This is a genomic window from Candidatus Thermoplasmatota archaeon (assembly GCA_038884455.1).
In the GTDB taxonomy this organism is placed as follows: Archaea; Thermoplasmatota; E2; order DHVEG-1; family DHVEG-1; genus JAWABU01.
Window position 1 is genome coordinate 1 of record JAWABU010000028.1, and the last position, 24,367, is coordinate 24,367.

Annotated in this window: 23 protein-coding genes and 1 tRNA gene; 9 read left to right on the forward strand and 15 right to left on the reverse strand. The window is 38.3% G+C overall.

Annotation, left to right across the window (positions count from 1 at the left end):
• The first annotated feature begins 121 nt into the window (after nucleotides 1-121).
• The gene (locus QXL17_05880) at nucleotides 122-505 is read left to right on the forward strand and encodes a hypothetical protein (protein MEM4258665.1); all 384 of its coding nucleotides are present in this window, start codon (nucleotides 122-124) and stop codon (nucleotides 503-505) included.
• A gap of 593 nt (nucleotides 506-1,098) precedes the next feature.
• Entirely contained in the window at nucleotides 1,099-1,518 is a 420-nt protein-coding gene (locus QXL17_05885) for a YkgJ family cysteine cluster protein (protein ID MEM4258666.1), read from the forward strand.
• Here the strand turns inward: QXL17_05885 and QXL17_05890 are convergent.
• A complete protein-coding gene (locus QXL17_05890) occupies nucleotides 1,515-1,706 on the reverse strand; it encodes a hypothetical protein (protein MEM4258667.1) in 192 nt (63 codons plus the stop codon). The genes QXL17_05885 and QXL17_05890 overlap by 4 nt on opposite strands.
• Nucleotides 1,707-1,876: 170 nt before the next feature.
• Between QXL17_05890 and QXL17_05895 the strand changes: the two genes are divergently transcribed.
• Complete coding sequence (locus QXL17_05895; protein ID MEM4258668.1) at nucleotides 1,877-2,011, forward strand: hypothetical protein; 135 nt, start codon at nucleotides 1,877-1,879, stop codon at nucleotides 2,009-2,011.
• A gap of 44 nt (nucleotides 2,012-2,055) precedes the next feature.
• Nucleotides 2,056-2,646, forward strand: a complete 591-nt coding sequence (locus QXL17_05900; protein ID MEM4258669.1) for a DUF2179 domain-containing protein — start codon at nucleotides 2,056-2,058, stop codon at nucleotides 2,644-2,646.
• A gap of 14 nt (nucleotides 2,647-2,660) precedes the next feature.
• On the opposite strand, the gene QXL17_05905 is transcribed toward QXL17_05900, so the two are convergent.
• Nucleotides 2,661-3,380: an archaeal proteasome endopeptidase complex subunit alpha gene (locus QXL17_05905; protein ID MEM4258670.1), complete on the reverse strand. Its 720-nt coding sequence runs from the start codon at nucleotides 3,378-3,380 to the stop codon at nucleotides 2,661-2,663.
• A gap of 234 nt (nucleotides 3,381-3,614) precedes the next feature.
• On the opposite strand from QXL17_05905, the gene QXL17_05910 reads away from it, so the two are divergent.
• Nucleotides 3,615-4,268, forward strand: a complete 654-nt coding sequence (locus QXL17_05910) for a hypothetical protein (GenBank protein MEM4258671.1) — start codon at nucleotides 3,615-3,617, stop codon at nucleotides 4,266-4,268.
• 78 nt (nucleotides 4,269-4,346) lie between these two features.
• A complete protein-coding gene (locus QXL17_05915) occupies nucleotides 4,347-5,408 on the forward strand; it encodes a hypothetical protein (GenBank protein MEM4258672.1) in 1,062 nt (353 codons plus the stop codon).
• Here the strand turns inward: QXL17_05915 and QXL17_05920 are convergent.
• From QXL17_05920 to QXL17_05945, 6 genes are all read right to left on the reverse strand, one after another.
• The gene (locus QXL17_05920) at nucleotides 5,405-6,277 is read right to left on the reverse strand and encodes a creatininase family protein (protein ID MEM4258673.1); all 873 of its coding nucleotides are present in this window, start codon (nucleotides 6,275-6,277) and stop codon (nucleotides 5,405-5,407) included. The two genes, QXL17_05915 and QXL17_05920, sit on opposite strands and share 4 nt — an antisense overlap.
• Nucleotides 6,274-7,176: a type II methionyl aminopeptidase gene (gene map, locus QXL17_05925; GenBank protein MEM4258674.1), complete on the reverse strand. Its 903-nt coding sequence runs from the start codon at nucleotides 7,174-7,176 to the stop codon at nucleotides 6,274-6,276. Before map ends, QXL17_05920 begins: the two co-directional genes overlap by 4 nt.
• On the reverse strand, nucleotides 7,169-7,765 hold the full coding sequence (locus QXL17_05930) for an L-threonylcarbamoyladenylate synthase (GenBank protein MEM4258675.1): 597 nt from the start codon (nucleotides 7,763-7,765) through the stop codon (nucleotides 7,169-7,171). Before QXL17_05930 ends, map begins: the two co-directional genes overlap by 8 nt.
• A gap of 2 nt (nucleotides 7,766-7,767) precedes the next feature.
• On the reverse strand, nucleotides 7,768-8,238 hold the full coding sequence (locus QXL17_05935) for a multiprotein bridging factor aMBF1 (GenBank protein MEM4258676.1): 471 nt from the start codon (nucleotides 8,236-8,238) through the stop codon (nucleotides 7,768-7,770).
• A gap of 27 nt (nucleotides 8,239-8,265) precedes the next feature.
• A complete protein-coding gene (locus tag QXL17_05940) occupies nucleotides 8,266-9,159 on the reverse strand; it encodes a hypothetical protein (GenBank protein ID MEM4258677.1) in 894 nt (297 codons plus the stop codon).
• A 90-nt stretch (nucleotides 9,160-9,249) separates the two neighbouring features.
• Nucleotides 9,250-9,927: a DUF1614 domain-containing protein gene (locus QXL17_05945; protein MEM4258678.1), complete on the reverse strand. Its 678-nt coding sequence runs from the start codon at nucleotides 9,925-9,927 to the stop codon at nucleotides 9,250-9,252.
• A 229-nt stretch (nucleotides 9,928-10,156) separates the two neighbouring features.
• Here QXL17_05945 and QXL17_05950 point away from each other — a divergent pair, with 229 nt between their 5' ends.
• Nucleotides 10,157-13,876, forward strand: a complete 3,720-nt coding sequence (locus tag QXL17_05950) for a hypothetical protein (protein MEM4258679.1) — start codon at nucleotides 10,157-10,159, stop codon at nucleotides 13,874-13,876.
• Nucleotides 13,877-14,001: 125 nt separating this feature from the next.
• On the opposite strand, the gene QXL17_05955 is transcribed toward QXL17_05950, so the two are convergent.
• The 6 genes from QXL17_05955 to QXL17_05980 all read right to left on the reverse strand — a co-directional run bounded on the left by QXL17_05955 (nucleotide 14,002) and on the right by QXL17_05980 (nucleotide 22,218).
• On the reverse strand, nucleotides 14,002-14,406 hold the full coding sequence (locus QXL17_05955) for a Zn-ribbon domain-containing OB-fold protein (GenBank protein ID MEM4258680.1): 405 nt from the start codon (nucleotides 14,404-14,406) through the stop codon (nucleotides 14,002-14,004).
• Between the two features lie 2 nt (nucleotides 14,407-14,408).
• Complete coding sequence (locus tag QXL17_05960) at nucleotides 14,409-15,575, reverse strand: thiolase domain-containing protein (protein MEM4258681.1); 1,167 nt, start codon at nucleotides 15,573-15,575, stop codon at nucleotides 14,409-14,411.
• Between the two features lie 7 nt (nucleotides 15,576-15,582).
• Nucleotides 15,583-16,641 (reverse strand): hydroxymethylglutaryl-CoA synthase, encoded by a 1,059-nt coding sequence (locus QXL17_05965; GenBank protein MEM4258682.1) that lies wholly within the window; start codon nucleotides 16,639-16,641, stop codon nucleotides 15,583-15,585.
• A gap of 70 nt (nucleotides 16,642-16,711) precedes the next feature.
• Nucleotides 16,712-17,599, reverse strand: coding sequence for a hypothetical protein (locus tag QXL17_05970; GenBank protein ID MEM4258683.1), 888 nt, complete (start codon nucleotides 17,597-17,599; stop codon nucleotides 16,712-16,714).
• A gap of 57 nt (nucleotides 17,600-17,656) precedes the next feature.
• Complete coding sequence (locus tag QXL17_05975) at nucleotides 17,657-20,596, reverse strand: hypothetical protein (protein MEM4258684.1); 2,940 nt, start codon at nucleotides 20,594-20,596, stop codon at nucleotides 17,657-17,659.
• Nucleotides 20,597-20,700: 104 nt separating this feature from the next.
• Nucleotides 20,701-22,218, reverse strand: coding sequence for a phenylalanine--tRNA ligase subunit alpha (locus QXL17_05980; protein MEM4258685.1), 1,518 nt, complete (start codon nucleotides 22,216-22,218; stop codon nucleotides 20,701-20,703).
• A gap of 101 nt (nucleotides 22,219-22,319) precedes the next feature.
• On the opposite strand from QXL17_05980, the gene QXL17_05985 reads away from it, so the two are divergent.
• A tRNA-Ile gene (locus QXL17_05985) sits at nucleotides 22,320-22,394 on the forward strand.
• Nucleotides 22,395-22,419: 25 nt separating this feature from the next.
• Here QXL17_05985 and QXL17_05990 read toward each other — a convergent pair.
• Entirely contained in the window at nucleotides 22,420-23,265 is an 846-nt protein-coding gene (locus tag QXL17_05990) for a PAS domain-containing protein (protein ID MEM4258686.1), read from the reverse strand.
• Between the two features lie 357 nt (nucleotides 23,266-23,622).
• Between QXL17_05990 and QXL17_05995 the strand changes: the two genes are divergently transcribed.
• Nucleotides 23,623-24,255, forward strand: coding sequence for a DUF116 domain-containing protein (locus QXL17_05995; protein MEM4258687.1), 633 nt, complete (start codon nucleotides 23,623-23,625; stop codon nucleotides 24,253-24,255).
• The last annotated feature ends 112 nt before the right edge of the window (nucleotides 24,256-24,367 follow it).

Sequence of the window (24,367 nt, forward strand, 5' to 3'; positions counted from 1 at the left end):
GTGGATACGTTGTGTCAGTTCTATGATCTGCTGTTGCATCCCATCCATGCAGATATGTAATCAAAGAACTCCTGTATGGATTTTTCGGTCAGCTTGACAAATACTTGCAAACGGAGATATTATGCATGAAATTGATATAATCATAGATCAATTTGTTCAAAAAGTCAATCAATCAAAAGTAATTTCAGAACCACTTCAAGAAAATGAAATTACTAACAAATTAAAACAAAAAGAAGATGAATATGGGTATTATTGGAAAATTCTCAGAGACGATTCAATTAATTGGATAGAAGATTTAGAAGCAAAACTTCCAGCTAAATTTCCTTCATCCTTTCGCTCTCTAATCACCCGTTATATTTTTCCTGCATTTGAAATTGAACCTTTCTTTCTTTTTGCTAATACTAGAGAAAAAACCTATTGGGAATTACGCGATATAACCTTTAGAGACCACCATATGTCAGAGATATTATTAAAAAATGGCTGCATTCAATTTGGAGAACCTTAAATGTATAACTATGATCCAGTATGTTTTGATACTAAGCGTAAAACCAGTGGCAGGTGAATATCCTACGGTTTAACTTGATCATGAATATATTCTATGTGAATCAAAAACGAAGTTTTTAAAGAAATATCCCAGTCGTTTTTAGAATGTGTAAAAGATTTAAATTTATAAAATATATTATATAAAAATTTGGTTGACCTGTAGTTTTCTTCACTCAATATTGTTGGTTTTTGAAGCCCTCGAAGATTCGGGTGCATATTAACACGCATTAAGATAAACGCAAATTTTGATTTGCAATCAAAACTCAAGCCACCACTACAACGACGTGGGAGGTCTCTTAATGCGTTATACGTTCATTCTCTAGAGGATAAAAACACGGTGGGAGATATATAGAATACTCGGATGTTCATATAAACCATTCGAATACATATAGCGATATTTCGACAGCATTTACTGCATATTTGATTATTTGGTTGAAAATATCTTTATATATAACTGATTGAAATTTCAGATACTGTATCACACGGTTGCTTACGATATGAGCGATATGATGTTCAATACACATAATGATAATGGGTACAACGGAGATCTTTTGTATGCTCCTGAAATCTGATATACTTAAAAGATTACATGAGATTTATTCACATATTCCTTCAACGGTCTCCTGTCAGCATTGTCATTTCTGCTGTGGTCCTATACTCTGGTTTTATCCTGAAGAACTCAACATTAGAGACTATCTCCTCAACCATAATATGGAATATATTATCTGGACAACAGATGAATTTCTTCATCATGATATGCGCTGTCCATATCTAAAGGATGATCGATGTAGTATCTATCCTGTCCGACCTTTTGTATGTCGGATTCAAGGCTCCTTTCCTGATCTTCCCTGCCGATTTCCACAGAAAAACCAACTATCGTATGAAACAATCGATATACTCAAGCAAGAATTCGAACAATTACTCAAAGAAACACACAGCATCGGCATCTTTTATGGAACAAGAAAACGTGATTAAGATTCGCTGGAATTGCTCTCTTCATCTGATTCAAAAGTAGAATCCTCGATTTTATATTCCTCATATTTATTGGTTTGTTGTTTCTTTTTTATTAATTTTTTACAAACTTTACAACGTCCTTCATCGTCGTATTCTTTCCAGTCCATACAGTTTGGGCAGAACTCATCATTACCAACTGTCACTTTCATGGTATCATCACTAGTTGATTGACCAAAGGGTATATCTGCGCAGATTAAATTTTTTTTCCTTCTACGTTTTTCACCTTGTTTGATAGACCGTAACCTGAAAAGTAGATTTTTATAGACCTTAGAAATTCAGTTATTGCGATTTTCATAAAAAACCACGGAGGAACATCATAATGACAGAATATTGTTCTATATGCGGTGATGAGCTTGCTCCTGAAGAAGAAGATGAAGGAATATGCCAAAGCTGTAAGCTTTCCCAATCACAAGGACCTAGTGACACGGATGATATTGAGCCAGATATGCGATGATCATCAGCTTAATTTTTCACGAGTCGTAATATGTATCTAGAGGGGTGTGCAATATCGATTTCTTAGAATTTTATTCATCAGATCTTTTTAAATGGGTTATTCTACCGATCCTTATTTTCGGTGCACGTTTATTAGATGTGAGTTTAGGAACACTGAGAATTATTTTCATTTCTCGAGGATTAAAGTATTTTGCTCCATTGATTGCTTTCATTGAGATTAACATCTGGCTTCTTGCCATCGGGCAAATAATTCAAAATTTGAATAATATTGTATGCTCTATTGCGTATGCTGCTGGTTTTGCTATAGGAAATTTCCTTGGTATCTTAATCGAAGAAAAAATTTCAATAGGTTTTGTTCTTGTTCGAATCATAACCAAACATGATGCAACAGAACTCGTTGACGTACTCCGCAGTCAAAACTATGGTGTTACCACCCATGACGCAGAAGGAATAAAAGGCCCGGTTAAAATTATTTTTGCTGTTGTTCGACGACAGGATCTCCAAAAGATCATACAAGAAGTTGAAAAAATACATCCCCATGCATTTTACTCCGTTGAAGATGTCCGGAGCGTCGGAGAAGCGGTAATCCCGACGAAGCAAAAAAGATTATTTACCTTATTTAGAAAAGGGAAATAGAAACATTTTGAGTGTCAGTTATTTTTGATTAAACTTTGTATTTCTGCATAAGAAAGTTTTCGAAATTGTTTTCTTCCATCCACAACAGCAATTTCAAGATTTTCGACGCCTATTTTTTTCTTCGTACTTTTCTGAAGTGCATCAAAGGCAAAATTTACAGCTTCAGATAATGAAAACTCAGGTGTATAATGGGTATTAAAATATTGGAGAACTTTTGCACTTCCTTTTCCTTCACAAGCAGCTTTATATTCTAAAAAAGCACCTGATGGATCTGTTAGAAAAAGATGTTTACCGGTATTGTCAACACCTGCAATCATTAAGGCGACACCAAACGGGCGCACACCATCAAATTGGGTATACAGATGTTTCAATTCACAGATAGCATCAACTAATGCTTTTATCGGCATTTGTTCATCGTATCGAATTTTGTTAATCTGTGATTCATCTCGTGCGAGATCAACAAGTAACCGTGCATCGGCAACTAATCCAGAAAAAGCACAACCGATATGATCATCGATCTGAGCGATTTTATCAGTATCATCTGTTGCGATTAGATTTGATGGAGTAAATCGGGACGTAATCAAAAGCACTCCATCTTTATATTTTAAACCGATTGTTGTAGATCCTTTTTTTATCGCCTCTCGAGCATATTCAACTTGGAACAGCCGGCCATCTGGCGAAAAAATTGTGCTGGCTCCGTCATAGAGCGCCTCGGAGGATTCTGCAGATTCCATATGTACTCAAGACCTCACAACATTTGTGGATACGTATACTCACCAATTATTCCAATTGTATTGTTGCTTGCCCCATGAATAGAGCATCATAGCTATATACTTTTTTCACAGTTGTTTTACACAATTTACTTGAAAAGGAAGTGAAATAGACGTTCATGCAAAATCTCTGCGTATTAGATATATTTATATACTTACTCATTCATAATATATATGCATAGTGGGGATTCTATGAACATGAACAAAAAAATATGGATTGGTTGTATTGGAGCTGCTTTTTTACTACTTGCCACCTCATTTACCTCAGCTTTTGGTTCCACTATCACAAAACAAAATATGCAAAAAGACTCACCATTGTTTGCTGTTAGAACGTCTCAATCTGTTCAACAAACAGATCAACATCAGTTCTCTACTACCTATTTGGGGAAAGGACAAAAGAATCTCATCATTTATAAGCAATCATATCAGACACTGATTGCACAGCTCATTTCAATCCTTGATAATAATCCAGATGGACTTTTGAAAATACTTGATAGAGCGATGCGTATGCCTGGTTTTAAAACATTTCTACAGAAAAACCAAATTGATCAAAACGAATTAAACAATTATGTTAATCGTATGCGCACGGATCCAATACTCTTCAAACAAGAACTTCTCCGTTCAATTGATATGATAGAACCCTCTCAAGGGACAAACAATCCACGACCTCTAGCGTTAAATACAACAAATCCTTTTGCCTGCGTCATAACCGTTATCGCTCTGCTGCCGGTCTTCATTATTCTAACTTTGATAATCGCTACAGTAACCCTAGTCACTTGTTTAAATATCAATAATTGCTTTGAAAATATTTTCTACTCATTTATATATCAAGGATTACTGCCCCCTCAGTAATTTCAACTTTTTTCTTCTTTATTTGTTCCAACCATATATTTAAATAGTGCTGAGTTTAATAATATTGTTAGACTGTGTATGTTTTCTAAAAAAAGAACGTATGGAGGTTTCTTTGTTGCCGTTACCTTAGTGGTTCTTATTCTGAGTTCGACGGTTATAACTGGTCATACTTCTCTATTGATTAAAGATAACACGATTGATCATCATGACCTTATCAACATAGGAATTCGGACAATCAAAAAGCAGTTTCCTCCAATGCATCGATATCCTGCTCTACTCACAAGACTTTTTTGTATGGCGCTTCATACGTGGTATGCTCAGCAGCCTGATATTCGTTTTGTGTCATATATTGATCCAACTATGACGATTTGTTATACCGATGGAACATATAGTTTACTCTTAGATGTCCCTGGTTTATTACAAAACAAACATGTTCCTCCTAGTTCGCGCAGCGTCGATGTGAGTAGCTGTTCTTTCCAAGATCAAAAACAAGCTCTCATCTTAAATCCATCAGAATATCTCTATGGAAATCGTCATTGTATAAAAATAATTAAGATACTGATCAAGTACGGTTTCTCGGTAACCTATCAGTCAAATCAACGGGTGAATCTTTCCTTGATTAAAAACAAGCTCTCTAGAGACCTTATTTATATGAACTCCCATGCAGGATATTGGGATATCGATGGTGATCAAGCAGCTGATGTTGTTGTCGTTGCAACTGGAGAACACTGGACAAACCAAACACCGATACAATACCCATTTGAGTTTGAACGTCACATGATTGTTGAAGGAATTGTAGGGTCAAAAAGTTTCATTTGCTTTTCCCCTCTCCTCATCAATTATTATTATCCGCAGGACACCCTTCCCAATTCTCTGATTTATATGGCAACGTGTCATGCCTGTTATAATGATTCAATGGCACAGGCGTTTCTTACTGCAGGGGCAGATGTTTATCTTGGTTGGTCAGGCAATACTGCATATTGGATCAATAGTAAAACTTCAGTTCAAACATTTAAAATGCTTGCCCTTGGTTTCACGATTCATCAGATTTCTTGTTTCATCAGATATGGTGGATTCATGAATCGAATTGTTCATTCAAAACTTGTATATTTCGGCAATGGGCAGTACCGACTCCGTTAGATCCAAAACATTGATCTCATAAGTATTTGAATTTGTTTCGGAAGATGTTTTTCCTCCTTTCCAGTTAGAAGATCAAGCACACTATTCACATAGGTATCTACAATCTGCTGAAAATACCAGCGTCCATAATCACTATCAGCACGAGCTGGACTCCCGATATATCCTTCAGTAATTCCGATTTCTTTGAATGTTTTCCCAATGAACCGCGGAGAATATAAATCACGGTAAATATTTTGTAGATTTTTATATGATTCGTCGACAAGATACGGATATTGATATTTCATCAATGAGGTTTCACGAAAACAGGCATGTACTTCTTTTTTTGTATCAAAGCCAACGGAGGGTTCACGTTTTTCGACCTCTTTATGGAAAAAATATGGGCCCCACGGTTCAATGACTTTGACAGGATATGTTTTTGTTATCTTTTTGATACCAGTATAAATACCTTTTAGATGACCAAGATCCATATGAAAGGTACAGATGACAAAAAATTTAAAACCGAATTTTGCTAAAGATCCAATGGTATCTTCGACGATGAACCGAATTGTTTTCACGCGGACCGAAACGGTTCCAGGGAAACATGAAGCTATTTTTGAATAACCAAGAGGAATTGCAGGAAATAGTATAAAGTTATACCCTTGTTTTTTCGAGGATAAGATTTTTATCGCCTCTTTTGCTGCATCCCGTGCCGTAAGAAGATCAGTTCCAATCGGAAGATGAGGGCCATGTTCCTCAAGTGGACTTAAGGGAATGAAAAAAATTGTTTTGTCTTTGTCAAGCTGTTCGATTTTCTTCCAGGTTAGTTCTTCGAGGAGTATTAACTTCTGAGTATTGTTTTCATATTTTGTATGATTTCCAGTAGCTTTCATGTAATCACCGTACACCCATCCTCAGTTACGATGACTGTATGTTCTTTTTGTGATACAATACCTTTCTTTGCTTCGACAAGTTGAGGATACTGTCGTATCAAACCGTAATAGGATAGCTTTTTCAATACACTATCTGTCGAGTCATGAAACAGATCGAGACACCACCGATGCGCAAAGGGCAATGTTAAAAAGGTTGCTTTGAGTTTTTGAAAACTTTGTTTTATTTTATCATCACGAATAAACCTTGATTTTAATGAAGGCGTACAAAGATAAATATTACTTCCTTGTCCACTAACAACACGACCAGCACCAGTCGTTGCAAATGGTTCTATTGCAAGCACATCACCAACCTTTGGTGCACATCGGGTCATCCCAGCATTGATATTCGGGACTGACATCCCTGCGTGTAGTTCATACTCTTTCATACTATGACCCGTAAGATTTTCAATTGGTTTGAAGCCGTAGGAGGTAATGGCCTGTTCGATAACCTTGCCGACAGCACCAAGATCAGATCCTGGATGTATATGCTGAATAGCTTGATTTAATGCTTGTTCAGAAGCACGGATCAATTCACGATAGTTTGTAGTCCCAACTTCAACGGTAACCGCAGTATCAGCGATATACCCATCAACATGTGCCCCAACATCAAGTTTTACGACATCGCCTCGTTTAAAACACAGAGAATCTGTTGATAAAGGGGTGAAATGAGCAGCAAGCGTATTTACTGAAATATTTACAGGAAAAGCAAGACCTGCTCCTTGCTGCTGTATAAATTGTTCTACGCGTTGTACTACATCAAGAAAAGAAACTTTTTCTCTGATGATTTCAACACCGAGATCTCGAGCAGCAGCAGCAATCTTTCCAGCTTTTCTATATTTTTGATAGGTTTGATCATCCATGTTCAACCACAGCCATAATCTCCTCAGAAGAAACAACACCTTGACGTACAATAACTGGTTTTTCCGTGGTTACATCAACAATCGTCGAAGGTAAACCTTTCAATCGTCCTCCATCCAGAAAAACAGCAACATCACCGTGTAATTGTGCTTGAATATCCCTTGTACTTTGGGGTGTTTCCTGGGCATGTATATTTGCACTTGTTGCTGTTATAGGACCAAATGTTGAAAGCAGATGCAACGCAAGAGGATGATTTGGGATTCGAACTGCAACAGTTTCTCGTCCACCTGTGATTTTTTTCGAGATGCACTCTTTTTTTTGTATCAGCAGTGTGACTGGGCCTGGTAAAAAATGGTTGGCAACAATCTCGGCAAGTGGAGTTAGATAGCCGACTTTTTCTATTTCAGAGATAGATCCGACAGCAATGGGTAATGCTAATGTTTCAGGTCTTTTTTTTATCAAAAAAATTTTCTGAATAGCAATATCATTAAAAACATCTGCGCCGAGAGCATACAACGTGTCAGTTGGATATACGATAACTTCACCATTTCTTAATGCAGAAAGAGCACGAGCTATAGTTGTATGGTTCATACTCATGACTCTTTTGTACGAATGAAGTCCCCAAGGGTCAGGCCGGTTGTTCCATGTTGTGATATGGGAACGTTTTTCACTTCTTCCAAGAGTTGAATATTAAGTTCTTTTTCGAGTTTATCGATCATTTTGTCAGAAGGTCGTAGATCACCATTTTCAAGTTTTTGAATGGTTACTGTTCGTTCCCCAATCCGAAAACCGAGTTCCTCGCGGGTCAATCCCTTCTTTTCTCTAGCTTTTTTAATAATTTCAGACCAATTTGAAACTAATTCTTTTTGCATCTGCTGGTAGATGTCTTTTTCAGGTATTCGTGGTTTTTGTAAAGAGATATTTTTTCTATGAACAGCAGCGATCCTTGTTTCTTCAACAGTTTCAGCATGTTGGATACACTCAGGACATAACAGCATTTTTGCGCCGTCAATAATCGCAGGCCGACATCCTTTCTTATCACAACCGCACATCTCGCAGGGCATTTATTCTCCTCCTGTGAAAATTATATTTTATAGCAAACCTGCTTTTTGCAGAATCATGAGATCTTCGGTACTGAGTTTTTCACCTCGTTTGAATCGTTCAAAAATCTCGTCAGCTTGTTTTTGTGCTTCGGTAACATCCGCTAGTTTTTTCTTTCGGTCTTTCTTCTTCTCAGTACTCATGATTTGTTTTTCGAGATCATGAATCTTGTTGACATGTTCAATGAACTCTTTGTGAACTGCATCTGCTTGGATTTTGATAAGCACAATGTTTTCCTGGATCTCGGTTGATCGCTTCATGAGCGTATCAAGTTGTTGTAACTGTTCAACCATCAAGTGATGTTCTTCTTGCGCTTTTTTTGCGAGTTTTTCGACAAGGTCATGTTGTTTTTCTGCTTTTTGTTTCAACTGTTTTTCTTCTTCGAGTGCTTTTTTTAATTTCGGATCTTGGTTTAAACGTTCTTCTTCTTGTTTGATTTTAGTATGGAGCTCTTTAATCGTTTCAATTAATTTTTTTTCTTTTTGAGGCGACATCGGCTGGGTCATCTGTTCTGTTTCAAGTTTTCTGAGATTTTGTTTTAAGAGATTTAGATCAACACCAGAACTTGATTTTCGCTCCTTTTCTAATTCTTTGATTTTTTTCTTGATTTCTCCATGCAGTTTTAATAGTTCGTTGCGCTGTTCTTTTGAATCCTTTACTCGCTCATTATATTCGTCTCGTTTCTTTTTATGTTCGTTGATTTGATTTCGTATCTGGCGTATTTTTGCGTTAATCTCATCCCGCTCTTTTGCTAGCTGTTTTGATTTTTCGTGTAGTTCATCTCGCCGTCGTTTTAATTGATTTGCAGTATCTTGTAAATTATTTTTTGTTGTAATCATTTCTTGGATATTTTGTTGATCGTTGAGTTGCTGTTCGCTGTCCATGGATAGCCTCTTTCCTATATGAAAGCTAATCAGGGTAAAATAGGCAAGTATTTATTAAGGGTTTCGACCGTAAAGAATAGTTCGTTGTGTTTATTGTTTTTTATGTTTTTCTTGCCGGATAAGAATCCCATCAATAATCACTGCACTAATTCCTGTGATAAAAATCATGTCAAAAACACTTGCTCCACCGATCACAGCTGTACGAACTGTTGACGGCCCACTGTTGAGCAGTGAGTAGAGATGAAAAATATCAGCGCCGATGAGTACTCCGAGTGTCCCTGAAACATAGGCGACAACTGGCGCTCTTCTTCTCTCTTTTCGATAGAAAATACTTGAGAGGATACTTGCAATGACAATCGGTATGCACCAATACGGAAACACAGATATAATCCCTTTTTCAGGATCAGGGGTAGTTACTAGATAGGTTGTGAGTGCTACGAGGAGTATACATATACCTAATCGTTTCTTATCAAGTTTATTTTTTATCGTCAGATAGATACTCACGATGAGCGGAATGATTGCACCTCCAGTGTTAATACCAACGTTCCAATTGCTATACGTAAACAGATATATGTTTTGGAAAGGGATACCAACGTAGCTATCGATAATGCCATAGCCGAGAATAAAGCAGACAAAGACGATAATAACCGCTTCCCCTGTAGAAAACCCCATATCGTTGAATGCTTTTGTAATGATCAAATACCCAAGATAAATCGCAAGAATCGGCAAGAGAATAAAAAAAAGATATTGACCAATCTGGAGCAACATCGATTCAACCATCAGAACAAGGAGAGTTCTTGTTTCTTTATAAACTTACTGACGATGGACTAACTGCATCGATAAAACAGCACTACAAAAGTTGTTACTTCTTCTCAATGAGCATCGGCTGTTCGTCATGTAGTATTTTTACCGTCTTTTTACATCGAAATACATCGAAACATATATATAATAGACAGGCATATAATGAAGTAACGATGCTTAGGGGGTATATAAAGCTATGAATTATAAGAAACTAGGAGTTGAAGCTGTTGTTTTGACCATACTTCTTATTGGAGCAGCGAGTATTGCTCCTGTACGATCTCTTTCTGCGACCAACAAACCACTTAATACCGCTCAAACCAAACTCTATACCATGTATAAACCATATACAAGTGAGGCAGAAGGACCTTTCGTTCTGGATCGATGGTACAACGTCAATGAAGAACCTGCACCGATATCTCTTGATGGAACCTATGATGATGCGGGAACACGGAAAGATGCGGGCAACGACATCTCAAAGGCAACGGCGATTTATCCAGGTGAAATCCTTGATGATACACCAGGTCGTGGAAACACGGGAAAACTTCAATCATCAACCGATCAGGATTGGTACCGATTCCAGGTGTGCACAGGACAGGATATTCTGGTAACCTTAGTACCACCACCGGGAAGTAATTATACTCTTGAACTGTGGGATAAGGATTCAGTTCGACGAGCAGTTTCAGATACACCAGGTGACGTTCCTGAGACGATATCATTTACTGCAGATTATACTGGTCGTTGGTACATTGCAATTCTCTACTTAACTGGATCAACCACAGAGCAATATACGTTTTCAGTCACGCTCATTGGTCAAAATGATGCAGGGACCTGGACTGATGCACCAAATGATTTTGCCAATGCTCTCCTCATACCGCCGGGAACGTATAACGGATATCTTGACATAAGTGATCCCTACGATTGGTATAAATTCCAGGTTAACGCGGGTCAGGGGATACGATGTAAACTTGAAATGAAAACCAGTGCAGATCTCTCTGATTTCGACATCCAACTCTACAACCCCAGTGGTACACTTGTCTATGAAGAGAAAAACTACTATGATGATGAACTCTTGTACCCAGCTGATGTATCAGGTGAGTGGCGTATCCGCCTTGAAATATTCCCAGGATGGGTCGATATTCCTCAGCCAACTGAATGGCAGTACTATACCTATGGTTCAGGGCCATACACGTTAACTCTTTCAGTACAAGCAAGTGCACCAGCGCCTCCTGCACCGATCCCACAACCTCAGATAACACCTATTGCAAAAACCTACATAGTCAATAATGATCCGACAAGTACCAAGGATGATTTCGGATATCTCGCAGCAATACCTGCTAGTAACTATCTCTCTGATGGAAAACGATATCTTGCTCCGATCATCTACACCGGTGATACAACTGAAACTAACTATTTTGGGACCGATGCTGATCGAGGTACCGTTGATGATACAACTCAATACGTAGTTGATGATTGGAATACCTATCTTGCGTCCCATGGAAAAACACCAGTTCAATATACACTTCCTGCTGATCCGATCACAGCAGCCGCTGAAATTGCAACTCAACACTGGTCGTCCTCTGATCGTGCTGTCGTCGCGATTGATGGGAGTAGCTATGAAGATACCGTGAAAACGGTCATTCAGAAAACAAAAACTTTAAAGCGCAATGCTGAAGTGATTGAAGTTTCAACGACAAGTGAAGACGTCAAAGCAAACGCATATATAATGTTTTTAAAACCAAAATGGTGTGCGATTAATGTTAGTATGTATGGTGGCGGCGGTGCCACACCAACCTTAAACACGATTATTCCTCATTTCATGGAAAAAGGTGAAGACTGGTGGCCATCACCCTATGATGCCCCTGGGGATAAATGGGATATTTATCAACCGGTTACGAGAATGGGTTTCTGGTCAGCAGGAACCGATCAAGTCAACGCAAATTGGTACTTCAAGATAACCAAATACGAAGGTCATCGCTATCGGACATATATTCGAAATGAAGATTGCGTGATCACCGCTAAAGTAACCACAGAAACACCTGCTGATCTCTTGGTTTTCCTTGTTGATCCACAAGGATACCTCCGAGCGCCAGATATACCTCAATGGAATGGACCAGTGAATCCGATTCACGAATGGAACGGCCTTGAAAACCCGCCAGAAAACCCCTGGCGATGTTGGAATCCAGGACCGCATACTGAATTCACCGCTGAGGTACTTCATCCCAATAAAGGACTCTGGACGGTAATCGTTGTTCCACGAAATGCAGAAGGTTCAGATCTCAAATACACGTTGACTGTTGATGTTCGAACAGTGAATCCGAAACGTGCACATGCAACAGTTTCAGCGGCAAACGCTGCAGTCATTGCCTCTCAAGAACATATTCCATTACTCTATATTACTGAGGATGATGTTCCTGCTGCAACTGCTTCTGCATTCACCACGCTTGGTGTCAACAAGGTGATCTTTGTCGAACGAGGAAACATCGGATCTGCTGTGAAAAGCAAACTTCCAACAGTTCAGACAGATCTGAAAACCATGCAGGAGATCGTAGATCATATCAAAACATACGATTCATCAGAAAATTATATCACGTTCACATCAATTAAACAAACCGGTCAAGGATTCTTTGCGCCAGCAGCGATGCTTGCTGCATATCATGGAGCCCCGGTCCTCCGAATCGAGGATGCACCAGGAAACCCTGCATCGGTTGCAAACCGTATTGAAACCTATCGACTGTGGGGTGGTGATTACTATCACGGCTCACGTTCATGCTTGCATCTTCCAGTTGCATCAGTTCCTGTTGAACAGAATAAATTAAAAATCTACCTGCAACTCTTCAAATACTATGCGCTTGGCAAAGGAGATGCTGAAGATCTACCACCGTTTGGCCTTGATGCAAAACGATACTGGAGTGAAGAAGTCTATAATGGGATCCATGGATTAATTGAGAGTCTTGGTCTTGACCTCGAAGGACAAGAGGCATACTGCTTTGTTGCACCTCGAAAAGATATCTATCTCCACTGTCATTCAATTATGATGGGTAATAACTCATATGCAGGTCACTTCCCCGGTATAACTACAGCGTATACTGCTGCCCATGTAGCTCGAAGTATTTTATATCCTGCGTTGATTTTTGCAAACCCTGGACGCAATATTACCACGTCACAATTGATGAACTATCCTGATGGTGGAACTTGGAAATGCAATGATAAAAAATCATACAGTGTATTCTCCAGCAGAGAAGTGAAAAGAACATTCAGCTCTCATTTCAGGAAGTACGAAGGACATTGTCTCTGGGAGGCTCATCTTGAAAGAATGAACAACGGTGCTAGTATCATGTACTACTCCGGGCACGGAACCGGCGGATCAGGTATATCAGCTCAGTATATCCAAACTGAACATTGTAACTATCCTGATCAAATCTGGTGGGATGCCTGGCGTGGGTATTCCTACGATACTTGGAAGACTGCACGATTCAATGGTATGGTTTGGTACAACGCAGAACCACCTCAGCTCTACGATATCATCCATTATGATTATGTTGATCAGCTCACGGGAAACCTTCGAAGTCAAGCAGTATTTTACATGTCCTGCACTACCGGTGATGCACACGGGCCGATGGTATACCTTGACCATGGTGCTGTTGTCTGGTACGGCAATGCAGATTCAGGTTTGTGCCCTGAGGCAGACCTACAAGATGATGAGTTTTTCAAAGATGCATTGATTTACGGAGAACCTATTGGAAAAGCATACTCAAAACAAGTCTGGTTACATTTCCGAGATTTTACCACCGGTGATCCAACTTCAATGTACGGTTCATCATCGATGCAGGTCAGTACCATCCAGGTTATCTATGGTGATCCAAATCTGATTATTTACAGCCCCAGCTGGACATCACCGGTACCAGTCAATGCATAAACAACAGAAATAAAAACCTTCATCTCTCCTTTTTTTCTTATTCTTTTTTGTGTTTTAGATCTTCATTATCTTCTTCTTTTTTAAAAAATTAAAAAAATAAACAAAGAAGTAGAAAGTGCTAGTGGTTATTTATCGATTTTTCTGAATTTATAGCCGTAGTAAATAGCACCAGTATATCCATCTTCTTGAATCCGTCGGAATGTTGCTTCTACTTTCATTCCGATTTTTACCTCAGAAACCTCACAGTCAACAATCTGACCAGTGATCTGAGGACCTTCAACAAGCTTCACAATTGCAATGACGTACGGGATTTGTTCTTCAAAATCCTCAGGACCAACATGAATAATAGAATAGGTTACTACTTCTCCTTTTCCACTGAGTTTTATTTGCTTCATTTTACCCATACTTTTCCGACGGCAGAGTGGACAGGACTCACGCGGGGGAAAATAGATCCGATTACACGACCCACACGTGTTTCCAATGAGGTTATACCGCTGGGGAATCTGCCGCCAAAACCGCGCTACTTGCATGGTTACATCGCCTCCAAAATATGGACGACACAGGTTGCACCAGAACCACCAACATTGTGCGTGAGGCCAATTTTTGGATTTTTAAGTTGGCGTTTTTCTGCTCGACCCTGAAGCTGGAGGGTAGCTTCGATGACTTGAGCAACACCGGTTGCACCAACTGGATGTCCTTTTGCTTTTAGTCCACCACTCGTATTTACCGGTAAAGAACCATCTCGTGTTGTAATATGTTCATCGATAGCTTTTCCGCCATCTCCTTTTTTTACAAAACCAAGATCTTCAATCGCGCAGATTTCAGCAATCGTGAAACAATCATGGACTTCAGCAAAACTTACATCTTGCGGGGTAATTCGTGCTTGTTTGTATGCCATTTTAGCAGCAAAAACTGTGGCATCAAGTGTACAGATATCACGTCGTGCATGAAGTGCAAGAGTGTCAGATGCTTGACCAGATCCAATAATCCGAACTGGAGTATCTACATATTTTTTTGCTTTTTCTGCTGCACATAAAACTAGTGATGCAGCACCATCACTTACCGGTGAACAATCGAGTAAACCTAACGGATATGCAACTGGTGATGCCCGCATCACTTGTTCCACAGTGATTTCTGATTGATATTGAGCGTATGGATTTAAAGCACCGTTTGCATGGTTTTTTACTGCAACCTGTGCAAGCTGTTCTTTTGTGGTGCCGTAGTCATGCATATGTTTCATTGCAATCATCGCATATAATCCAGGGAAGGTTGCTCCAAAAAATGCTTCCCATTCCTGATCAGAAGCGGTTGCTAATGTTTCGGTAGCAGCAGCACCACCAACGTCGTTCATCTTTTCAATGCCACCAACAACGACAATGTCATGGAGACCTGATGCAACAGCAAGGTAGCCTTGACGAACTGCAAGCCCTCCCGATGCACAGGCGCCTTCTACCCTGGTCGCAGGGATATGCGCATTTGAAAAGCCAGAGACATCAGCAACTAATGCACCGATATGTTCTTGACCGACGAAGCGACCTGAACTCATCGATCCAATATACAGAGCATCAATATCTTTACCTTCGATTTTTGCATCAAGAATCGCTTTTGACCCGGCTTCTGCAATGAGATCACGAAACGATTTATCCCACAGTTCGCCAAATTTCGTTAAACCAACTCCAATAATTGCAACATCTCTCATGGTCTATTCACTCCCAGTATAATAAATCAGTTAATTTTGCATACGTACCGTAATCAATATATTTTTTATGTTCAATCATCTGAGATACTAGCGGGGCATTTTTTCGTGCCAGATGCAGGATTTTTTCAGTAACCGTAATATCAAACCCATCGCTTCCTGCACCTGAACCGTAACTCGTCAGAAAGATGCGATCGCCAGGTTTAGCAACATCAAGAACTGATGCAAGTCCAAGCATTGATGCACCTGAATAGGTATTTCCAATAACTGGGGTTAGTAATCCTTGTTTGACTTGCTCAGGGGTAAAACCAAGCATTTTTGCAACATTGACTGGAAATTTACCATTTGGCTGATGAAAAACTGCATAGGTATAATCTGAAGGTTGCGTCCCGGCTTTTTCCATTAAATTTTTTGCACAATTGGTAATATGTTTGAAATATGCTGGTTCACCGGTAAAACGTCCTCCATGTGCAGGATATTTCCGTTCTGCTCGACGCCAGAAATCAGGAGTGTCAGTGGTATATGAAAGGGTATGATTAATTGTAGCGACAACGTTTTCTCTGCCGATAATAAAAGCGGCCCCTCCTGCCGCTGCCGAATATTCTAACGCGTCACCTGGTGCTGCCTGTGATGTATCTGCTCCAATAGCAAGACCGTATTTAATCATCCCTGCTTTAACCAGGGCGGAACAGGTTTGAACAGCAGCTGTTCCAGCTTTACAGGCAAATTCATAATCAGCAACCATAACATGGGGGGTTGCACCAATTGCTTCGGCAACAATAGTTCCAGTTGGCTTAACTGCGTAAGGATGTGATTCACTTCCAATATAAATTGCACCAATATCCTTTGGATTAACGATACAGCGCTTGAGTGCTGCACGAGCTGCTTCAACACTTATAGTTGCGGTGTCTTCGTCAATAGCTGGAACTGATTTTTCAAAAATACCGAGTCCTTTGCTAATAGCAACACCATCTTTACCCCATACTTTAGCGATTTCTTCTGCTTTAATTCGTAATCTGGGTATATTTGCTCCGTAACTAACAATACCAATGCTATCTGTAGTTGACATATGAAAAGCTAAAAACAAATAAACCTATTTAAAAGTGACGAAAATTTTTTCGTTGATTGCCGATATCTCTTTAGCCGGATAGTGAAATCTTTTTTCCAGCTTTTAACGCATTCACTGATTCATCAGCGATAACTTCAAGTTTCTCCTGATTAAAAACTTCTTGTCGTGCCTTGATGTTTTGATTTCGTAAAATTTCTTTTGATTCTAGATATCGTTTTCGTGATTCCTGTTTTACTGAAAGAATCTTTGCTCGCATCTCCATAGCTTTATCATGATGTTGTTGTGCTTCTTCTTTTAATTGAACAAACGTCTTATGTTTTTTGTTTGCCTCGTTAATTGACGTTGCTATTTCGTTGACAATTTTTTTATACTCTTCATGTTTTTGTTGACTTTCTTGATATAATTTCTGTACGAGCTCATGTTCTTCATCAGCTTTTTTGAAGAGTTCAGTAATTGCTCGATCTGTATCGTTTAAATCAATTTGGATGACTTGTTGTTGTTCTAAAAGTTTTTTTGCCGCTTCATATTCTTTGCGTTTTTCTTTGATTTTTTTGATAAGGTCATTTTCTTTGTGCGTATCCATCGGTACTGTTTCTTGGGTATATTCCATCATCTGGATGTCTGCTTTGAGTTCTTCAACTCGAAGAGGTAGATTGTGTTGTACGTCTCCTTTTTTCTTACGGCGAGCGTTTATAAGTTCTTTTGCTTGCTGTTGCAGTTGGTTTCGTCGTTCTTTATGGATCTTCATCTGTGCGACGATTTCATCGCGTTCTTTTTTATTTTTATTCATCATCTCTTTGAGTTCTTTTCGTTTCTCATTGAGCATGTCTCGTTCTTCACGAACGACTTTTGCCAATTCATTAAGTTCGTCTCTTTTTTCAATGAGACTTTGAAATTTCTTTTCAGCATTTTTCAGCTGTTCTAACTCTTCTCGTCGTTTCGGTTTTTCATCCAACACGAAAAATACACCTTTTTGCCGAGTTAAGCACCTGCATGATACTCCTATTATATATGGCTACTGTTCAATTATCTTAATTCGTATTTTATTTTTTCCTTTACCAGCAATCCATGGTAAGGAGATATCAGCATAGCTCTTACTGGGAATTGTTACCACTATTTTATTTTTTTGTTTACCATTTATATAGAGAAGAACCTGGACGTTGTGTGCGGTTACAGATCCTTTATTGACAAGTTTGAATAACGTTAGTATTTGTTCTCCAGCGGTAAACTCTGATGGCAGATGATGAACATCAGTAATTTGCAGGCAGGGAGATCCATCATGGATCATGGTCATAAGGGTGATTTTTTGTTTTTTCCGCTGGTTTATCGGTGAAACATAAACGTCGATCGCTATCCAATCTTTCGGTTTTAGTATATGAGTTGGTTGAACAGAAAGATGGATGTCTTGGTGATTATTTCCTGGTATTGTTACTTGAGGTTGATCAATGGTAATTCTCCAGAGATCAGTTGACTGTGGGTGTGTTGTCAGCAGATAGGTTTGAGTTTTCTTCGTCAGATTTTTAATCGTTAAACTAAACAGTGCTATTTGATCTGATTGTATCTCTTGTATCCTCTGAGTACATATAATTCTGAATGTTTTTTTCGTAAGCACAAGAGTAAGAATAATGAAGACACATAAAATGATTACCATGATGAGCATTATTAGGAGTATCGGGGCAAATTCTGCACCAAATAGTTCATTTAATCCTAAAGATTGAGCGAGAGTACTCATTGAGTCATAGAGGGGTTTTAATAACTTGGTGATTGTTTCAAAAAAGTCAGGCCCACTTACGATTAACCGTAAAGTTACTGTCGCTGTTTTTGTCGGATCTGTATCAGATCGTATCGTGACCGTTATGGTGTCTGATTCAAAACTAGTGTTTTTAGGTATCGAAACAACAATCAGGATAGCATACGGATCTGTTCTTTTTCCTGTTTGAATGTTTTTGATTGATTTTGTGTTGTCAACAGCCCAATGACGTGATGATTGTGCAGTGATCGTATAACTATCAGTATCATCAATTGCTGCCGTGTTGTTGTTTTGTATAACAATATAAAAGTGAGCTTCATCTCCTTTCTTTTTTGTGACTTCCTTAGTATAGCCAATGATCTGCACATCGACAACGACTGCTTCTTCGGAGATTTTTGCTTGGGTTTTTTGCTTTACATACCCTGTTTTACCGCTGATTATAAACGTAATATCAATGGTTTCTTTATACGCTCTTTTAGTTGGATCCGTTGAATTGACATAGACGATCACTTGTTTGTTTTGTCCGGCAGTATAGGTTTTTGTTTGATTACCAAGGATCGTTATCATCCAGGTTGGTTCTGGATCCTTAGTTTTATAGGAGAGCGTGATGTCATCACTTTTCTTACTTGAAATTGAAAAGATATACCGAAGAGATCCTCCTGGGACAATTTGTTGGTTGGGTGGATAAACTGTAGAGGTTACTTGAATGTTTTCTGTTTCTGTAAATGTAAGGGCAAGCTGTGATGCATAGGTTTCGGTATCATAGATGACACTTATTTTTCCGAGTAGCCCTCGTTTTGCATTATCTGAGATCCCAACTGAAAGAGTTAAGCGATTGCCGTAGTTAATCTCTTGGTTGATGTTTTCAAAATTAAAGATAACTGGTTCTTGCGGTTTCGTTATTAACAGATCTCGTGCGAGTACCTGTGTAGTTGTTGAGAGTAGTTTCTCTCCGTTGTATAATGATACGGTAATTGATGTTTTTCGAAGAAGATTTCGTGCGTTGATATAAAGACTTGCCGATGCATATTTCAGAATTTTGCTTCGTTCAAGTGGTGGTCCATACCAGGATATTGAATTTTTTGAAAAATCATTTTCGACTGGATTAGTGTTGGTTCCTATTTGCTCATTCATGTTATTTTGATCATGGAGATAATATACTTTTGAATTTTCAGTATCTCCGACAACTGTTAGTGGAAGAAGAACATGGGAGGGGTGAGTTTTTGATGCAAAAACAAAGGAAGAACCTTGTAATGCGTCAACGATTTCTCCGATATCAGATATACTAAGATTAATTCCCTCTTCAGAAAATACATTGATTTCATCGATAAATTCGTGGAGGGATTCGCCCCATTGTTGGAATGTTTCTAGTTTTCTGTTGCTGAGAAAATCTGCTAACTTATTGAGATATTTTCCGTCAGCAAAACCATGTTTTTCCGCAAGTTTGAATAGTTTACTGAGGAGATGTTGCGTTGGAATAATTTCAACGGAAAAGGATATAATCTCTTCAGGTTCCACATAGATTGTTTGATTTTCGAGATTAAGCTCAATTGATGTAAGTTTTGTTTTTCCTTTTGGCAGCGTTGGGTGTATCGTTGCTGTGCTGTTTTTAATTTCGGTACTAATAGGTAATTCTCCAAATAGTAGCTCTTTCTTTGCGATACTTATTTTGACAGAATCTTTTGAACCGATATAATTTGAATTTGAAGAGAAATACAAGTTATACAGTATTTTTCCGGATATTTCTGCTGGTTCTTCACCGATATAGATAAAATCTTCTTGTATTTTAAACGGATTGAACAGATCAAAAAGTTGTTTAAAATATTGATCGAATTCATCGGGTAGCTCTTCGGTTTCGTTTCCATAGAATTCATCGAATTGAGAAAACTTGTACATAACCCAGAGTTCAATCCAGGTAAGTATCTCGTCGGTGTTTAATTCTCGGATTCGTTTCCCGTCTACTTGTTTAAATAATTGAGGAGGCCATACAGAGTCGTTTGTTGTTGTTGGCGGGGTTAGACTCATTTGGATACTTTCAAATTCATCCTCGAGATAAAAAGGATTGTACGGGGTGAAATATAGTATGGTTGGTTGTGCTGTTACTTCTGATTTTACCGTCGTCTCAAAGATACAACAATAATGTAGTGTGCTGATAAGGAAAATGCTGATGAGCATAATACTTTGTAGCGTTCTGAATAGCCGCATTGTTGTGTACCCTCAGTTTTTATATCAAGCTTATTATTATATAAATGTTTGTTTACAGTACATACCATTTTTTGCTAGATATAAAAAAGAAGTATTAGGACGATTTAGAGCATCGATTTTTTTTGCAGCCATGCCAGGTCGCTGATATATAAACTCCGAATGTCAGTTAATCCAAATTTTAACATTGCAAGACGTTCGAGCCCAAGACCCCAAGCAAGAACCGGGGTTGTAATACCTAATGGTTCTGTAACTTCAGGACGGAACATGCCGCTCCCACCAAGTTCCATCCATTTATTATTATAAAAAACTTCGATCTCCATGCTTGGCTCGGTATAAGGAAAGTATCCTGGACGAAATCGTATTTTCTCAAAACCCATCCGATGGTAGAACTCTGTTAATACGCCAATCAACTGGCGGAAATTTGTTGATTCTTCATGGATGATTCCTTCAATTTGGTGGAATTCAGGAAGATGTGTTGCATCGATGCTTTCTTTTCTAAAAACCCTGCCAACAGAAAAAATCTTTGCAGGTGGGTATGGATTATGGTATAAATATTGAATCGTGTTGACCGTAGTGTGGGTGCGGAGCAGTGCTTTTTCTCCCTCACTTTTTGAAAATTTATACCCCCATCCTGTTGATTGTGTTGTTCCTCCATTTTCATGCACTTCTGCAATTCTCTCAAGTAACAGAGAATCAGAGATCGGGATTTTTAATGGTTTTTGGCAATAGAGAGTATCTTGCATATCTCGTGCAGGGTGATCTTGAGGTATGAATAACACATCCATATTCCAAAAACAAGATTCTACGTAGTTTCCCTGGATTTCTTGGAACCCCATCTCAAGAAATATCTGTCGAATCTGTCCGATTAATTGAATCAAAGGATGCGGTTTGCCACCATAAAGAGCCGGTGCAAATGCATGGATGTCGTATGGTCGAATTATTTTCTGTTTCCACTCATTATTTTTTATTACCGATGTTGTGATCTGGGTGATCTCTTCTTGGATGCTAAACCCTTTTTTTAAAACCTGCTGTCCACTGTCAGTCAGTTTCAATGTACATTTTACTATTTGTTTTTCTTTTATTACATTTTTCCGTGATAGAAGTGATTGAAGTTTCTTTGGATCTATCTGTAGGGACTCCTGTACGCTTAATTCTTGCAATAAGTTTTCTTCGATTGTCTTTTCGTTCAATGCTTTTTTTCCTTTTTCAGTTATTTCAAAAATTGTTTCTTTTTCTTTTTTGATTGTTGCCCATCCGTGGTGTTTTAGCCATCCAATTGCAATCGGTATCTCATCAGGCTCTAGATATTGTTGTAATTCAGATAAGGACGCTTTTCCATTTTTCATTTGGAGAACAGCTAATGCTCGCTTTTCTGGGAGTCCTTTTTCTAAAAATCTTTTTCCTTCTTTTCCAAGTGAATAAAGTGTTATGAGTTCTTGTTCTAGGAGAATCAGTTTTTTTGATTGAAGCCATGAAGCAGCGTTCATTATTTCGACTTCTTGACTAAAATCTCCGCTTTTGATAAGATCCTGGGGTGATGCTTTATTATTATATTTTTGTAATGCCAGTAATACTTTTTTTTCAAGATGAGAGAGCTCTCGAATTATTTTATCAATATCCATTAAACCCGGATATTCTTATACGACGTATTAAGATATCGATTTTATGTAGTATACTTTTTTATAGAATAAATGTATTACCCCTGTTCGCATACCTCTTCTTTGGGCCCGTAGCTTAGATTGGCTGGAGCAATCGGCTGATAACCGGCAGGTCGAGAGTTCAAATCTCTCCGGGCCCACTCACAATAAACGTTTTTTGCTGATCTATAGAGATCGTTGTAGTGTTCTAAAAATCCCGATCGTTGCAATAAAAGTATTATTTTTCATGATTGCATTGATATTTCCTTCAACGGCGATTTCAGTACCGTTTTTTGTCACAAATATTGTTTGCACATTTCGAACAGATTGACCAGAACATACACGTTGAAATATTTGGTTACAATGTGCTATTTGATCCTTTCGGAGAATATCCTGAAACATTAATCTTTTTACCTCATCTTTTGAATATTGTAAAGCTTTCAACCAAGCAGGATTTACTTCAAAGAAGTAACCACGTGCATCAACACATTGAATAAGATCTGATGCATGTTCAAAGATACTGCGGTATTTCTCTTCGCTTTCTCGGAGTTTTTCAATTGCATATTTTTGTTCGGTAATGTTTGAAACCATAACTAAATCAAAGGTTATTCCTGTTGCTGCATCTTTGTATAATGAACCATGAATAACACCCCAAAGTTTTGAGCCGTCTTTATGAATGAATTCAATCTCGTAGGGTGGAATATCTATTCCTTTCATCCGCCGTTTAAAATTTTCCATGACTGCTGCTTGGGCTTCAGGAGAAAAAAAAGGTGCGGTTGATAGGGTTTTACCGATGATTTCTTCGGGTTTATATCCAAGCCATTCATACATTCGTTGATTTGCATCAAGAAAAACTCCGTGCGAGTTTAAAATAACAATTGCTTCTGGTGACCAATCGAATAACGTTTTATTTCGTTGATCTCCAATCAATACCCGATCAATAATATCATATTCCGAGGCGATCGAGTCAGTATGATTATCAATAGAATTATTTTCTGTTGAGATAATTTTAAAATCAAATGTTTTCTTCATAAGAAGCGAATGTCATTCCATCGTACTTGAGCATTGTTACGACATTCTCAAACCACCTCGTAGTACTAGAACTTTTGGAACTATAAAATCATGTCGGTTCTGATAAAAAGAGTTCTGATTCATAAAATCCTATGTTATAGGATTATTTTTTCAAATTTATTTATATAAATTAAAAAATATTTATTTTCGATTTTTTATTGAATATGTTGTTCTTCCGATGATGATAGATATTCTTCACCAACAGATTCATATACCGTATGTTGATTGCGTAGCTGACGTTACAGAAATCTATAAATGATACGAAAACAACGATAGTTATATTCTTTGTACGTCAGGTACGCCCTTTGGAGAAACAATATGTCGTATAACTTTACCTTTGATCTCTCGGTATTATCGCATCATATCTTCAAAGAAATTGCTGAGTTTTCAGAAAAAGCACACGTCAATACAAAAATTGCACGTATCGCTAAGAGACTTGTTCAACGTTTTAAGATCGATCAACTTACGGGTCTATCAATAACTGAATCGATATTGATTATTAAGGATATACTTCATGTAAATATCAAGAATAATATGTCTCGAGATTTGTTTCTAAAAACCAATAAACGAGCGTTGTTTCTACCGCACTGTTGTCGGAAGTATATGGACACCCGATGTAAAGCAACATTTAACGCCCATATCTCTTCCTATGAATGTCAGCACTGTTCACAGGATTGTCTTGTTCATAAAGCAACACAACTAGCTGCTCATCGTAATTATGATGTCTATATCCTTCCAGGAGCATCAGGTGTACAAAAAATTCTGCACCAGAAATCATACGACGGTATTGTTGGTATAGCCTGCACTGAAGAGCTCCGGTTTGCTATGAATCTTCTTGAAAAACATCGTCATATTTCAACACAGGGAATACCGCTTATAAAAAACGGTTGTTCTCAGACAATGTTTAACTTTGAAACGCTCTCTCGAATTCTTATTGAGGGTTTTGAATAACCCCTCATAGAAACCTCTATTTGACCCTTCGCCATACCTTATACATAAGGAGTGATGGAAGGATGAGTTTTGATCGTTTTATCCTGAAGCAGCAGTATGAAAAAGTGAAAGG

Excerpts from the sequence above, each read along its gene's own strand:
- QXL17_05885 (MEM4258666.1), top strand. The coding sequence starts at position 1,099 with ATGCTCCTGAAATCTGATATACTTAAAAGATTACATGAGATTTATTCA.
- QXL17_05915 (MEM4258672.1), top strand. The coding sequence starts at position 4,347 with ATGTTTTCTAAAAAAAGAACGTATGGAGGTTTCTTTGTTGCCGTTACC.
- QXL17_05995 (MEM4258687.1), top strand. The coding sequence starts at position 23,623 with ATGTCGTATAACTTTACCTTTGATCTCTCGGTATTATCGCATCATATC.
- map (MEM4258674.1), bottom strand. The coding sequence starts at position 7,176 with ATGGATGATCAAACCTATCAAAAATATAGAAAAGCTGGAAAGATTGCT.
- QXL17_05890 (MEM4258667.1), bottom strand. The coding sequence starts at position 1,706 with ATGAAAGTGACAGTTGGTAATGATGAGTTCTGCCCAAACTGTATGGAC.
- QXL17_05940 (MEM4258677.1), bottom strand. The coding sequence starts at position 9,159 with ATGGACAGCGAACAGCAACTCAACGATCAACAAAATATCCAAGAAATG.
- QXL17_05990 (MEM4258686.1), bottom strand. The coding sequence starts at position 23,265 with ATGAAGAAAACATTTGATTTTAAAATTATCTCAACAGAAAATAATTCT.
- QXL17_05975 (MEM4258684.1), bottom strand. The coding sequence starts at position 20,596 with ATGCGGCTATTCAGAACGCTACAAAGTATTATGCTCATCAGCATTTTC.
- QXL17_05905 (MEM4258670.1), bottom strand. The coding sequence starts at position 3,380 with ATGGAATCTGCAGAATCCTCCGAGGCGCTCTATGACGGAGCCAGCACA.
- QXL17_05945 (MEM4258678.1), bottom strand. The coding sequence starts at position 9,927 with ATGTTGCTCCAGATTGGTCAATATCTTTTTTTTATTCTCTTGCCGATT.
- QXL17_05935 (MEM4258676.1), bottom strand. The coding sequence starts at position 8,238 with ATGCCCTGCGAGATGTGCGGTTGTGATAAGAAAGGATGTCGGCCTGCG.
- QXL17_05960 (MEM4258681.1), bottom strand. The coding sequence starts at position 15,575 with ATGAGAGATGTTGCAATTATTGGAGTTGGTTTAACGAAATTTGGCGAA.
- QXL17_05910 (MEM4258671.1), top strand. The coding sequence starts at position 3,615 with ATGAACAAAAAAATATGGATTGGTTGTATTGGAGCTGCTTTTTTACTA.
- QXL17_05895 (MEM4258668.1), top strand. The coding sequence starts at position 1,877 with ATGACAGAATATTGTTCTATATGCGGTGATGAGCTTGCTCCTGAAGAA.
- QXL17_05980 (MEM4258685.1), bottom strand. The coding sequence starts at position 22,218 with ATGGATATTGATAAAATAATTCGAGAGCTCTCTCATCTTGAAAAAAAA.
- QXL17_05965 (MEM4258682.1), bottom strand. The coding sequence starts at position 16,641 with ATGTCAACTACAGATAGCATTGGTATTGTTAGTTACGGAGCAAATATA.
- QXL17_05920 (MEM4258673.1), bottom strand. The coding sequence starts at position 6,277 with ATGAAAGCTACTGGAAATCATACAAAATATGAAAACAATACTCAGAAG.
- QXL17_05950 (MEM4258679.1), top strand. The coding sequence starts at position 10,157 with ATGAATTATAAGAAACTAGGAGTTGAAGCTGTTGTTTTGACCATACTT.
- QXL17_05880 (MEM4258665.1), top strand. The coding sequence starts at position 122 with ATGCATGAAATTGATATAATCATAGATCAATTTGTTCAAAAAGTCAAT.
- QXL17_05930 (MEM4258675.1), bottom strand. The coding sequence starts at position 7,765 with ATGAACCATACAACTATAGCTCGTGCTCTTTCTGCATTAAGAAATGGT.
- QXL17_05955 (MEM4258680.1), bottom strand. The coding sequence starts at position 14,406 with ATGCAAGTAGCGCGGTTTTGGCGGCAGATTCCCCAGCGGTATAACCTC.